Consider the following 13,919-nt stretch of genomic DNA (forward strand, 5'->3'; position numbering starts at 1 on the left):
TAGTTTAATTATTCGTATCTCAATGCGGATATCGGTTCTAAAGCAGCTGCTTTACGAGCCGGATACCATCCGAAAAAGATACCGGTTATGGCACATACAATAAAAGATATTATCACGGAATAGCTGGTAACTGCCGTAGGCCAATTTAATACTTTTTCTATAAAGATCGTAGACGTTAACCCTAAAAAAACTCCTATAAGACCTCCTGTGATACTGATCATCATAGCTTCGATAAGGAATTGCATCAAAATATCAGCTTCCTTGGCTCCTACTGCCATTCTTAATCCTATTTCCCGGGTCCTTTCTTTTACGGAAACGTACATAATATTCATAATTCCTATTCCTCCCACCAGAAGGGATATACTGGCAATAGCTACTAACAATACTGTAAGCATTTCGCTGGTTGAACTGAATGTTGATATCAATTCTTCCATTGAAAAGACATTAAAATCATCGTCGTCTCCTACTGATATCTTATGCTGTTTTCTTAATATCTCTGAAATTTCTTCCACTGCTGCCGGAGCATCATTCTCGCTCTTTGCGGAAGCTACAACTGACTGTAAATAATCGATCGCTAAAATACGTTTTTGTACTGTTGTAAATGGTGCTAAAATAACATCATCCTGATCCTGTCCGAAGGTATTTTCTCCTTTTTTTTCTAATACCCCTATAATTTTAAGCGGAATATTGTTATACCGGATTGTTTTTCCTACCGGATCGTCTCCATTCGGAAAAAGATTAGACACAACTGTTTGCCCCACAACAGCTACCTTGGCCGCTGATTTGACCTCTGCATTCGTAAAAATACTCCCCGAGCTAAGATCCCATACCTTAATAGTGAGGTAATCGGGGGAAATTCCGTAAATAGAGGTCGGCCAGTTATTTGAACCGTTAATTGCCTGTCCGCTTCCGTTAACTAAAGGAGATATAGCGGTGATATTTTGTGCCGTTGCTTTTAACACATTAAAATCACTTAGCGTCAATGACTGCATTTCACTCGGATCCATTCTCACTCCTCCTCTCATATCTGCTCCCGGACGAATGGTTATCATATTAGATCCCATACTGGAAATTTGTGTCTTGATACTTTCTTTTGAACCTTCTCCAATGGCTAACATGGCTATAACAGACCCTACCCCTATAATAATTCCTAACATTGTAAGGAATGTTCTGACCTTATTAAGCACTATGGCTTTCCATGCTATTTTAAATAAATTTAAAAGTCTCATTAGTCTTCTGTCTTTTTAATGTTTACTAAAGCTTCTGCTGCTGACAGAACATTATTATTTAATTCGTCTTTAATAATGTTTCCATCCTTAAGCACTATTGTTCTCGAACTAAAAGCAGCGATATCAGGTTCGTGTGTTACAAAAACTATTGTTTTACCCTGCTTGTTCAGTTTCTGAAATAGTGCCATGATCTCATAAGATGTTTTTGTGTCCAAATTCCCTGTTGCCTCATCTGCCAGAATAACCACCGGATTATTAACCAGTGACCTTGCAATCGCAACTCTTTGTTGCTGCCCTCCTGATAGCTGAGCCGGAGTATGGTATAAACGTTCTGACAGTCCTACTAATTTTAAGGCTTCAATTGCTTTTTCTTTTCGCTCTGTAGATGTAACCTCATTATTGTAAAACAAAGGCAATTCAACATTTTCTATTGACGTTGTTCTGGGTAAAAGATTATACGATTGAAAAATAAATCCGATCTTTTCATTTCTAATTCCGGCCAGTTTATTCTTACTTAACTCTTTTACAGAGACTCCGTCTATTTCATACGTCCCTAATGTTGGTTGGTCTAAACACCCCAGAATATTCAACATGGTGCTTTTTCCGGAACCACTGGATCCCATAATGGTTACAAACTCCCCTTCTTTTATAGCAAATGATATCCCTTTTAACGCATGGACGGTTTCATCTCCCATCACAAAAGAGCGTTTAAGTTCTTCTATTTTTATGATTGTTTTTTCCATTTTTTATTTCTTTTTTCCGGGTGGTTTTGGCATAAAAGGACTTTCGGCACTACTACTTTCTGTATTTGCCTCTTGCCCGCTGACCTCTTTTAATCCGTACACAACATCTTCTCCTTCTAACAAATTATTTAAAACCTGTACGTTTACGCCATCACTTGCTCCTAATTTTACATTTCGGGATACAATTTGATTGTTTTCCAACACCCATAATGTTGTTTGATTCTCATCATCCGCAACTGATTGTTTCAGCCTTTTACCGGTTACTGTTTCACTTTGTCCATTAAATTGCTCTAAATAAGCCTCATTCGGAATAAAATTAACAGCCTTGGCTTCAACAGTTAATACATCTTGTAATTCTAAAGTATAAATTGAAATAGTTGCCGTTAGTCCCGGTTTTAATTTTAATTCCGGATTTTCCGCTTTTATAACAACGGTGTAAGTCACTACATTAGATGTAGTTGTAGGATTTAGCCGTACCTGCGTTATTTTTCCGGAAAACTCTTCGTCCTGATAAGCATCTACCGTAAAAGTAACTCTCTGCCCTTCTTTTACCTGTCCGATATCGGCTTCATCAACATCGGCTTCAACCTGCATTTCTTTAAGATCCTTAGCAATAGTAAACAAGGTTGGGGTACTATAACTTGCTGCTACTGTTTGTCCCTCATCTACATCTCTTGACAGAACAACTCCGTCTATAGGAGAATAGATATTTGCATAACTCAAATTGGTTTGTGCTTTTTGTAATTCCGATAACTTTTGTATAGCAGCACTTTTTGCATTATTGTAATTGTATCTTGCTTCATCATAATCTGACTTACTGATCACATTATTCTCAAAAAGTGTTTTTTGTCTTTTATAAATAGTCTCTAAATAATTTTGTTCATTTAAAGCACTGTCATAAGAAGCCTTAGCCTGAACAAGTGCTGCCTGCAGATTGGTTTTATCCAATTCGGCTATCAATTGTCCTTCTTTTACTTCGCTATTATAATCAACATAGATCTTTTCTACTACTCCGGAAACCTGTGTCCCTACTTCTACCTGAGTGATCGGTTCTATTGTTCCCGTTGCCGTAACAGCAGATACAACATTTGCTTTTTTAGCTTTTACCGTTTCTGCCTTAATCTCAGACTCTTTATTTCCCGAAAAGAGAAAATAAGCCAGTGTAAGAACTATAATAGTAACTCCTGTTAAGGCTATCCATTTTATTTTTTTATTGTTCATATTCTTAAAGTTTAATTTCATTGCTTTGGTAAAACTGTAATAATTGTGTGTATAGAATACTTAGGTATTTTGCCTGAAAATAATTCTGTTCTGCATTTGTCAGTGTATTTTGCGCCACTACTAGATCTGATGTACTAAGTGCATTTAGCTCGTATTTTTTTTGAGCTAATGTATACGATTCCTGAGCGGCTTCTTTTGCTGCTATGGCTTGCTCTGTCTGCTCTAAGGAAGCTTTAGCATTTTGCCATGCCGTTTCTATTTTCTTATACAATTCTTTTTGTACAGTCCGGTATTCAATTTTTGATTTTTCAATACTAATCTTTGCATTCTGAACCTGTGATTTGCTTTGATTTCTATTAAAAATAGGAATAGATAAAGACAAGCCTACCCTTTGATTAAAGTTCAAATCGAGCTGATCGGCAAAGCCCAAATTCTGTGTACTGGTATATCCTGAACCTAAACTTCCTGACAAAGTAAGTGTCGGTAAAAAAGTTCCTTTTGCAATATCCAGATCTTTTTCCGAAATAGCAATCCCTAACTTTGAAGCCTGAATTTCAGGCATTTGAGCTAAAGCATTAGTATAGACTTCTATTTTATCCGGCAATTCGTTAACTACTAAATTATTTATGGTTGTTTCAATTTCAAAAGCATCCTCTGGCTCTAACTCTAATAATTGTTTTAATGTCAGTAATTGCAAATCATAAGTGTTTTGTGCAGCAATAAGGCTATACTTATTAGTTGCTACTTGCGATACTGCATCTGTATAATCTTTTTTGGCTACACTTCCTGCTTCAAAACGCGCTTTTGCAACGTCCATCTGTTTTTGAGAAGATTCTAGATTTTTTAAAGCAATAGTCACACCGTCATTACTATACAATGCCTGCATATAAGCTTCTACAATACTTAAAACAACATTATTCTCTGCTTCTTTTACATACATAGAATTCTGATCTACCTGAAACTTGTTTTGTTTGATCTGGTTGTTCACCTGATTTCCCTGAAACAATGTTACTGAGGTATTCAATCCTAAACTTGTTGAGTGGATTTGCTGTGCAACATAATCACTGGTAATAGGGTCAATAGTATTACCATTTGATAAGCTTTGAGAAGCACTACCTGTCAAATTAGGCCATCTGGATGATTTTGACTGACTATAATTTACTTCAGCAGAATTCTGGTCTAACGCAGCAGACTGTATGGTTATATTCTTTTCTTTTGCATACTGAATACAATCCTCCAAAGTCCACTTCTCTTTTTTCGCGACATCCTGTCCGAACGTCAAGACCGAAAAAAGTAAGGCAATTATTAATTTTACAGTATTCATTCTTTTAAATTTTTACTCAAAGTTACCTTCGAAGCAAAACCTAAAAAAACAAAATAGACCAATCAGCTATCTGAATATACCAACTGCTCCATTCTATCGACAAAAAAGCCCGCATTTGTGCGAGGCTTTTCATATAAACAATAATTGATTCGTTTATTTTTGTTTAGCAAATTCTAAATTTACAGTAATTTGAACTTCTTTAGCTACTGCCTGACCGGTTGGGTCATAAGCTACACCAAAATCAAAACGGTTAATTGTAGTAGTCGCCTGGAAACCTACTTTCTCATTACCAAAACCGTCATTATCTATTTTTCCACCGTAAACCAATTCAAATGTCACTGATTTTGTTACATTCTTGATTGTTAAATCTCCTGTTAAACGGTATTTGTTCTTTTTAATTTTTTTAATTGATGTTTGTTTGAATGTGATTTTATCATATTTTGCCGCATCAAAAAAATCTGCTGATTTTAAGTGCCCGTCACGAGCTTCCACTCCTGTGTTAATTGAATTCACATCAATAGAAAAATCAAAGTTTGTAGTAGTAACATCTTCTCCTGTCATTTTCAATGTTCCTTGATATTGGTCAAATTTCCCGTCAACAAACGAAATCCCTAAGTGTTTAATTGAAAAGGTTAAAAAGGAGTGATATGGATCAACATTCCACGTTTGTGTTTTAGTTTGTGCATTAGCAGCTATAACAAATGTAAAAGCTATAACTAAGGTCATTAATTTTTTCATGATTTCTTTTTTTAATTTAACAAGACAAATTTCCGCAGAAAAAAAATCAAAATGCTTAACCTATGTTAATAAAGAAAGCCAATGATAAAATCATCGGCTTTCCGGTATAAACTGAACTGTTTTTTTATTTCATTTTCATCAACCAATTTCGCATCGACACCTCTTCATTAATCAAACCACGCAATTCAGTAATGGCAACACGTTGTTGCTCCATTGAATCTCTATGACGAATGGTTACAGTCTTATCTTCTAAAGTCTGGTGATCTACTGTAATACAGAATGGTGTTCCTAAAGCATCCTGACGGCGGTAACGACGACCTACTGCATCTTTTTCATCGTATGCCACATTGAAATCCCATTTCAGATCTTCTACAATTTGTTTAGCCACTTCCGGCAGACCATCTTTTTTCACCAATGGTAAAATAGCTGCTTTTGTTGGTGCCAATACTGAAGGCAAACGAAGAACTGTTCTTGTTGATCCGTCTTCTAAGGTTTCTTCCTGAAGTGATTTAGAGAAAACGGCTAAAAACATACGGTCTAAACCTACAGATGTTTCTACCACATATGGAACATAACTTTTATTTTCTTCCGTATCAAAATACTGTAATTTTTTTCCGGAATATTGTTCGTGCGCTTTTAAATCAAAATCTGTTCGGGAATGAATTCCTTCCAACTCTTTAAAACCAAACGGAAAATCAAACTCAATATCTGTGGCAGCATTTGCATAGTGTGCTAATTTCTCATGGTCGTGGTAACGATAATTTTCAGCTCCCATACCCAATGACTGGTGCCATTTCAGACGTGTTTCTTTCCAATATTGGTACCATTTCATTTCTTCTCCCGGTTTCACAAAGAATTGCATTTCCATTTGTTCAAACTCACGCATACGGAAAATAAACTGACGCGCCACAATTTCATTACGGAATGCTTTTCCTGTTTGCGCAATACCAAAAGGAATTTTCATACGCCCTGTTTTCTGAACATTCAAAAAGTTCACAAAAATACCCTGAGCGGTCTCCGGACGTAAATACAGATCCATTGCTGAATCAGCAGAAGCACCTAATTTTGTACCGAACATTAAGTTGAACTGACGCACTTCTGTCCAGTTTTTAGAACCGGTTTCAGGATCGGCTATTTCTAACTCTTCTATTAAAGCTTTTACATCCGCTAAATCTCCGGAATCTAAACCTTTAGCCATTCTTTCTAAAATTTCTTTTTTCTTAGAAAGGTATCCGGATACTCTCGGATTAGTGGTTACAAACTGCTCTTCGTCAAAAGCTTCTCCAAAACGATTCTTTGCTTTTTCGATTTCTTTCTGCGCTTTTTGATATAATTTTTCACAATAATCTTCAATCAGAACATCTGCACGATATCTTTTCTTAGAGTCTTTGTTATCAATCAGCGGATCATTAAAAGCGTCAACGTGACCTGAAGCTTTCCAAGTTGTAGGGTGCATGAAGATCGAAGCATCAATACCTACAATATTTTCATGCATTTGCACCATGGATTTCCACCAGTATTCACGAATATTTTTCTTTAGTTCAACACCATTTTGAGCATAATCATATACTGCACTCAAACCGTCGTAAATTTCGCTTGACGGAAATATATATCCGTACTCTTTTGCATGCGAAACTACATTTTTAAATAAATCGTCTTGTTTTGCCATGTTGCAAAAGTAAAAATAGGATTGAAATTTAGAAAAGTTTTTTTGTTTAAAATACGGAATTAATTGTATTGAAAGGTAGTAGTCCCTATTTTAAAGAATTTATTGAAGATATTGATCTTATATGTTCCTTTACTGACCTTTGCCTTTTCTAAAGGAATATAGGTACAAACATCTGTATCTTTTTGATTATAGAACGTTTCAATATAACCACTATAATGCAGTACAATTCCTTTTTGTTCTATATACGTCTGATCTATTGATATGACTTCATTTTCAGGATTTATTACCTGTATGTAGATATCTTTGTTTCCGGGCAATACGAACTCATTTGCTTCTAATGTAAAACAAACCCGTATTTCCTGAATTTTTTTTCTTTTAGAATCTTTATAGACATTGGACAATATCTTAACGCCTCTGGCTTTTACATTCAAAGCGTTTAATTTTCCGGGATTTGTTTTTTTATTGGCTTTGCGCAAAGACTGTAATTTTAATAACGTATTCCGGTTAGACTCTACTTTCCCTTTTAACTCCAGAATATTGTCTTCATCGCTGGTAATGCTCTTTTTCAGTTCGTTGATCTGATCAACGATTTCATTATTATCAATTTCTAATTTCAGCGTTTCTTGCTTATTTTTAATCTCTTTATTAACGGTTATCACATTTCCTTGCTCCAGAATATAATATACAGAATCATATTTTCGGATCATTTCGCTCAATTGGTTTTGGAGCAATTGATTTTCAATAGTCGATTTTTTATTCAGCATCTGATACTTTTGGTAAACATTCAAATAACCAAAAGAAATAAAGACAGCTATAACACTTGCCGCGAGTGTCACATATTTTAAATTAACCGCTGCTTTTAACGCCATTCTTACTTTTTTTCTTTAAATTAAGGAAATATTTAGTATATTTCTGAATATTTATCGACAAGATGCTAAAAAATCTGTTAAAACTGCTTTTTCCGGATATTTGTTACGGTTGCGGTTCGTTATTAATTAAAAACGAGAGGGTTATCTGTACAGCATGTCGACATACATTACCCAGAACATATCACCATCAATCTCCGGAACAAAATGAAATACATAAAAAATTTTACGGTTTATTACCTTTAGAATTCAGTTGTTCTTTTCTATACTTTACACATAAAAACAACGTAAAAGAATTGATCCACAATCTCAAATACCGCAATAAAACCGCAATTGGAAAAGAACTGGGCATGATTTACAGCAGCGACATTAGAAAAGTTATTGAAAAATACCATGTAGACTGTATTGTCCCGGTCCCATTACACCCTAAACGACTCAAAGAAAGAGGTTATAATCAAATAGAAACTTTTGCCAAAACTATAGCCGAAACCTGTAAAGTAGATTATAATCCGACTATTTTATACCGAAAAACATATTCCAAAACGCAAACTAAAAAGAATAAGGAATCACGCCAGATGGACAAAAGGAATGTTTTTGCCGTTCAATACAATAAAGAAAACGAAGGGAAACATTATTTACTTATTGATGATGTTTTAACGACCGGTGCAACCTTAGAATCCTGCGGAAATGCTTTATTAGAAATTCCGAATACAAAAATCAGTATTCTTACAATAGCTTATACCTTATCATAAATAATTTTAAAAATTTAGCATTGTAATAATATAAGTTGTTATTTTGTGATGAATTAGTTTTTACGGTATGAAGAAAGTTTATTTTATCATTATATTTAGCATTCTGAGTTTTACAATAGCCTTTACCGGTTGTGCCAAAAGAGGCACTATTACAGGAGGACCTAAAGACACTATTCCACCGGCAATTCTTTCTTCTCATCCGGAAAATTATCAAACTAACTTTAATGCTCAAGAAATCAGAATTACTTTTAATGAACTTATCAAAGTAAAAGACATCAGTAAGCAGTTGATCATTTCACCTCCCATGAAAAATCAACCTACAATTTTACCGCAAGGAAGTGCAAGTAAATTTATTTCTATCAGAATAAAAGATACTTTACAACCTAATACTACTTATAGTTTTAACTTCGGACAAAGTATCACTGATAATAATGAAGGAAATCCTTATTCTCAATACAAATATGTATTTTCAACCGGAAGTTATATTGACTCGCTGGCTATAATCGGAAAAATCAAAGATGCTGTTGAACAGAAACCGGATAATTTTGTTTCCGTACAATTGTATGATGCCCAAACGTATACTGATTCCACTGCTTATAACGAAGTACCTTTATATGTAACCAATACGTTAGACAGTTTAAAGTTCTTTTCATTAGAAAACTTAAAAGAAGGTCAGTATTATATTGTTGCGCTAAAAGACAAAAACAACAATTATAAATTTGATCCGAAAGCCGATAAAATAGGCTTTTTAAAAAATGTTATTACTATCCCAAACGATACTGTTTTTGAACTGGAACTTTTTAAAGAAGAAACTCCTTTTAAGGCTGTAAAACCGATTCAGGAGACAAAAAATAAACTTTATATGGGCTTTGAAGGAGATCCGAAAAATGCCAAGATCAAGATCAAGAACGGAGAAGAAGATGTTCCGGTAAGGATGACTAAATTCCCTCAAACCGGTAAAGATTCCGTTCAACTATTCATTCCGATACTTAAAGCCGATTCTCTTAATATTACTGTAAGCAATGGCGATTTTGAAAAATCGTTTACAACTAAGCTCAAAGAGTTAAAAACTAAAGATTCTCTTTCTATTACTCCTAAACCGACCGGAGTATTGCATTTCAGGGATCAATTCCGGTTAATTACGACTACTCCGATAGAAAAGATCGATCAGGAAAAGATCACTTTACTGGATAAAGATTCTGTTAAAGTATCTTTTGCACTGGAATATAGATTATTTGAAAATGAGATCATCCTTGATTTCCAGAAGAAAGAAAATCAAAAATATGCTTTAACGGCTCTGCCCGGAGCCTTTGAGGATTTTTACGGAACCATAAATGACACTTTAGCTGTGGGAATTTCAACCAAATCCTATACAGATTACGGAAACCTAAAGGTTAATTTAAAATCTGTTAAACGCTTTCCTCTTATCTTACAAATACTGACTAGCGATGGTACCGTTAAAGAGTCTGCCGTTTCTACCGGAGAAAGAACCTTACAATTTGATGCTATTGAACCTAACCAATATACCCTTAGGGTTATTTATGATGATAACGAAAATAAAAAATGGGACACCGGAAACTTTTTAGAAAAACGCCAGGCTGAAGAGATAGAATATTACCCAAAAGAGATCGATGTAAGGGCTAACTGGGATGTTGAACAAGATTTTTAAAATAATAAAAAAGAGCCAATGGCTCTTTTTTATTTTATATTTAGGTATCTCTTTTTATTTCGAAAACATCCTTGTCCTTCAAAAAATTGAACTTGTTTCGGCTTTCCGTAACTTTCTTCTTATCTAATGTGATCACTTTTATGGCATCTTCTTCAAAAGGAGCTACTATTTCGTTACCCAACTCATCTATCACTTGTGAATGTCCTACATAAGGCATGCCGTTTGCATCTGATCCGATCCTATTAACTGCCGCCACATAGCACATGTTTTCTATTGCTCTGGCTTTTAAAAGCGCATCCCAAGCCTGTATTCTCGGCTTAGGCCAATTGGCAACATATACTAACAGATCATAATTCTCAATATTTCGGGCAAATACAGGAAATCGCAAGTCGTAACAAATTAGCGGACATATTTTCCAATCCTTATATTCTACTACCAATTTCTCTTCTCCTTTTGTATATACCTCTTCTTCACCTGCCAAAGTAAACAAATGACGTTTATTGTAGTATTGAATAGCTCCGTCAGGAAAAACAAATACCAATCGGTTATAGTAATTTCCTTCTTCCTCGATCACTAAGCTCCCTGTAATAGCTGTTTTTTTTGATTTTGCCAGACTTTTAAGCCATAGGATACTTTCTCCATCCATCGTTTCAGCCACTCGCTCAGGATTCATTGTAAAACCGGAAGTAAACATTTCAGGCAAGATCAACAGATCAAATTTTTTAGGACAGGATAAAATCTTGCTTTCCAATGTTAATCGGTTAGCGATAGGATTTTCCCAATGTAAAGACGTTTGCACTAAAGCTACTCTCATTCTTTTTCCTTTTTCACAAATGTACTTAAAAAAACAAACCTGTCAGGTTTTAGATCTGACAGGTTTAGATTATTTTACTCAATCGAAAGGTACCTTTCAATTGATATCCGATTATTTTGTACTCGCTTTTAAGAACTCACGATTCATACGGGCAATGTTCTCTAATGAAATTCCTTTCGGACATTCAATTTCACATGCTCCGGTATTGGTACAATTACCGAATCCTTCTTCGTCCATTTGGCGCACCATATTCATTACACGATCCGTTGCTTCAACTTGCCCTTGCGGCAACAATGCATATTGTGAAACTTTTGCTCCTACAAACAACATCGCAGAACCATTTTTACAAGTAGCTACACAAGCTCCGCAACCAATACATGCAGCAGCTTCGAAAGCTTTATCAGCATCCTGTTTCGGCACCGGAATAGAGTTAGCGTCAATAGTGTTTCCTGAAGTATTTACAGAAACGAAACCACCGGCTTGTTGAATTCTATCAAAAGCGCTTCTATCTACTACTAGATCCTTAACAACCGGGAAAGCTTTACTTCTCCAAGGTTCGATGTAAATAGTATCACCATCTTTAAAAGAACGCATGTGTAACTGACACGTTGTAATTCCGGTTTCCGGTCCGTGAGCACGTCCGTTGATGAACAAAGAACACATACCGCAAATTCCTTCACGACAATCGTGGTCAAATGCTACCGGTTCTTTTTTTTCTGTAACCAATTGTTCATTCAATTGGTCTAACATTTCTAAAAAGGAACTATCTGTAGAAACATCATCTAATTTGTATGTTTCCATTGCTCCATTCGCTTTAGCGTTTTTTTGACGCCAAACTTTAAGGTTTATATTGATACTTTTTGAAGCCATAATCTAATTATTTATAATTTCTAGCTGCGATTTTGATGAACTCATATTTAAGTTCTTCTTTGTGTAATTGCTCTTGATTGATATCTTCTCCTTTATATTCCCAAGCTCCAACAAATGAGAAGTGCTCATCGTCACGAAGAGTTTCTCCTTCTGCATCCTGGTACTCATCTCTAAAGTGACCTCCACAAGACTCTTTACGCTGTAAAGCATCCATTGCCATTAATTGTCCTAATTCTAAGAAATCGGCAACACGGAAAGCCTTTTCTAATTCAGGGTTCAATTCGTCTGCTGATCCCGGAACATAAACATCTTTATGGAACTCTTCGCGTAATTTAGCAATCTGATCGATAGCTTCTTTTAAGCCTTGTTCGTTACGAGCCATTCCTACTTTATTCCACATAATGTTTCCTAACTCTTTGTGGAAGTGATCTACTGATCTGGAACCGTTGTTGTTCAGGAATTTTCCAATCTGATCTTTTACACGTTTTTCAGCTTCAAGGAACTCCGGTAAGTCTGTTGAAATTTTACCTGTTCTAATCTCTTCAGCTAAATAATTAGAAATTGTATAAGGTAATACAAAATATCCATCAGCTAAACCTTGCATCAAAGCCGAAGCTCCTAAACGGTTAGCACCGTGGTCAGAGAAGTTCGCTTCACCGGCTACGAAACAACCCGGAATTGATGATTGTAAGTTATAATCAACCCAAACACCTCCCATAGTATAGTGAACGGCAGGGTAGATCTTCATCGGGGTTTCATACGGGTTTTCGTCAGTAATCTTTTGATACATCTGGAATAAGTTACCGTATTTTTCCTCGATCCATTGTTTTCCTAACTTGATGATCTCTTCTTCAGACGGATTGTGGTTACCGTGAGCGTAAGCTACCTCTTTTCCTTTATTTTTAATTTCAGAAGAGAAATCCAGATAAACACCTTCTCCGGTTGCATTGTTTTCAATACCGAAACCGGCATCACAACGCTCTTTAGCTGCTCTTGACGCTACGTCACGAGGCACTAAGTTACCGAAAGCAGGGTATCTTCTCTCTAAGTAATAATCTCTATCTTCTTCAGCAATTTGAGTTGGCTTTAATTTACCGGCTCTGATTGCTTCTGCATCTTCTTTTTTCTTAGGAACCCAAATACGTCCTGAGTTACGAAGTGACTCAGACATCAAAGTTAATTTTGACTGATTAGTTCCGTGAACCGGAATACAAGTCGGGTGGATTTGTACATAACACGGATTCGCAAAATGAGCTCCTTGTTTATGAATTTTCCATGAAGCCGTTACATTACTTCCCATTGCATTCGTTGATAAGAAGTATACGTTTCCGTAACCTCCCGAAGCAATTACTACAGCATGCGCCGAATGTCTTTCAATTTCACCTGTAATTAAATTACGAGCAATGATACCACGTGCTTTCCCGTCTACTTTTACCAAGTCTAGCATTTCGTGACGGTTGTACATTTTCACACGTCCTAAACCAATCTGTCTTGACAAAGCTGAATAAGCCCCTAACAACAACTGTTGTCCGGTTTGCCCTGCAGCATAGAACGTACGTTTTACCTGTACACCACCGAATGAACGGTTGTCTAAAGTTCCGCCGTATTCACGAGCAAAAGGAACACCTTGAGCCACACATTGGTCAATAATATTTCCGGAAACTTCCGCTAAACGATGAACATTTGCCTCGCGTGCACGGTAGTCACCTCCTTTAATTGTATCATAAAACAAACGATAAGTACTATCTCCGTCGTTTTGATAATTTTTTGCTGCATTAATACCTCCCTGTGCCGCAATTGAGTGTGCACGTCTCGGAGAATCCTGAAAACAAAATGCTTTAACATTATATCCCATTTCTCCTAAGGAAGCTGCTGCTGACGCACCAGCTAAACCTGTTCCTACAACAATAATATCAATCTTCGGACGGTTATTAGGAGCAACTAATTTTAAGTGATTTTTATGTTCAGTCCATTTTTGTGCTAATGGTCCTTCAGGTATTTTAGAATCTAACTTCATAATAATA

12 protein-coding genes are annotated in these 13,919 nt (G+C 35.8%); 2 read left to right on the top strand and 10 right to left on the bottom strand.

Translation table 11 applies throughout. From position 1 onward, the window contains the following. Positions 1 to 8: 8 nt before the first annotated feature. The 7 genes from DI487_RS05985 to DI487_RS06015 all read right to left on the bottom strand — a co-directional run bounded on the left by DI487_RS05985 (position 9) and on the right by DI487_RS06015 (position 7,793). The gene (locus DI487_RS05985) at positions 9 to 1,229 is read right to left on the bottom strand and encodes an ABC transporter permease (protein WP_109568818.1); all 1,221 of its coding nucleotides are present in this window, start codon (positions 1,227 to 1,229) and stop codon (positions 9 to 11) included. After that, positions 1,229 to 1,972 carry an ABC transporter ATP-binding protein gene (locus DI487_RS05990; protein ID WP_109568819.1) on the bottom strand — a complete coding sequence of 248 codons (744 nt, stop codon included), beginning with the start codon at positions 1,970 to 1,972 and terminating at the stop codon, positions 1,229 to 1,231. The genes DI487_RS05985 and DI487_RS05990 overlap by 1 nt, the downstream gene beginning before the upstream one ends. Positions 1,973 to 1,975: 3 nt before the next feature. Continuing rightward, complete coding sequence (locus DI487_RS05995; RefSeq protein ID WP_109570622.1) at positions 1,976 to 3,193, bottom strand: efflux RND transporter periplasmic adaptor subunit; 1,218 nt, start codon at positions 3,191 to 3,193, stop codon at positions 1,976 to 1,978. Between the two features lie 4 nt (positions 3,194 to 3,197). After that, positions 3,198 to 4,517, bottom strand: coding sequence for a TolC family protein (locus DI487_RS06000; RefSeq protein WP_109568820.1), 1,320 nt, complete (start codon positions 4,515 to 4,517; stop codon positions 3,198 to 3,200). 153 nt (positions 4,518 to 4,670) lie between these two features. Further along, positions 4,671 to 5,255, bottom strand: coding sequence for a YceI family protein (locus DI487_RS06005; protein WP_109568821.1), 585 nt, complete (start codon positions 5,253 to 5,255; stop codon positions 4,671 to 4,673). 124 nt (positions 5,256 to 5,379) lie between these two features. Then, positions 5,380 to 6,924 carry a glycine--tRNA ligase gene (locus DI487_RS06010; protein WP_109568822.1) on the bottom strand — a complete coding sequence of 515 codons (1,545 nt, stop codon included), beginning with the start codon at positions 6,922 to 6,924 and terminating at the stop codon, positions 5,380 to 5,382. A 59-nt stretch (positions 6,925 to 6,983) separates the two neighbouring features. Continuing rightward, the gene (locus DI487_RS06015) at positions 6,984 to 7,793 is read right to left on the bottom strand and encodes a hypothetical protein (RefSeq protein ID WP_109568823.1); all 810 of its coding nucleotides are present in this window, start codon (positions 7,791 to 7,793) and stop codon (positions 6,984 to 6,986) included. 62 nt (positions 7,794 to 7,855) lie between these two features. Between DI487_RS06015 and DI487_RS06020 the strand changes: the two genes are divergently transcribed. After that, a complete protein-coding gene (locus DI487_RS06020; RefSeq protein ID WP_109568824.1) occupies positions 7,856 to 8,542 on the top strand; it encodes a ComF family protein in 687 nt (228 codons plus the stop codon). A gap of 67 nt (positions 8,543 to 8,609) precedes the next feature. Further along, positions 8,610 to 10,211, top strand: coding sequence for an Ig-like domain-containing protein (locus DI487_RS06025; RefSeq protein WP_109568825.1), 1,602 nt, complete (start codon positions 8,610 to 8,612; stop codon positions 10,209 to 10,211). Between the two features lie 40 nt (positions 10,212 to 10,251). On the opposite strand, the gene DI487_RS06030 is transcribed toward DI487_RS06025, so the two are convergent. The 3 genes from DI487_RS06030 to DI487_RS06040 all read right to left on the bottom strand — a co-directional run bounded on the left by DI487_RS06030 (position 10,252) and on the right by DI487_RS06040 (position 13,912). After that, positions 10,252 to 11,025, bottom strand: coding sequence for a nitrilase family protein (locus tag DI487_RS06030; protein ID WP_109568826.1), 774 nt, complete (start codon positions 11,023 to 11,025; stop codon positions 10,252 to 10,254). Between the two features lie 111 nt (positions 11,026 to 11,136). Continuing rightward, complete coding sequence (locus DI487_RS06035) at positions 11,137 to 11,895, bottom strand: succinate dehydrogenase/fumarate reductase iron-sulfur subunit (RefSeq protein ID WP_254005778.1); 759 nt, start codon at positions 11,893 to 11,895, stop codon at positions 11,137 to 11,139. Between the two features lie 7 nt (positions 11,896 to 11,902). Beyond that, positions 11,903 to 13,912, bottom strand: coding sequence for a fumarate reductase/succinate dehydrogenase flavoprotein subunit (locus tag DI487_RS06040; RefSeq protein ID WP_109568828.1), 2,010 nt, complete (start codon positions 13,910 to 13,912; stop codon positions 11,903 to 11,905). Positions 13,913 to 13,919 lie beyond the last annotated feature (7 nt).

It is taken from the genome of Flavobacterium sediminis (assembly GCF_003148385.1).
Lineage (GTDB): Bacteria > Bacteroidota > Bacteroidia > Flavobacteriales > Flavobacteriaceae > Flavobacterium > Flavobacterium sediminis.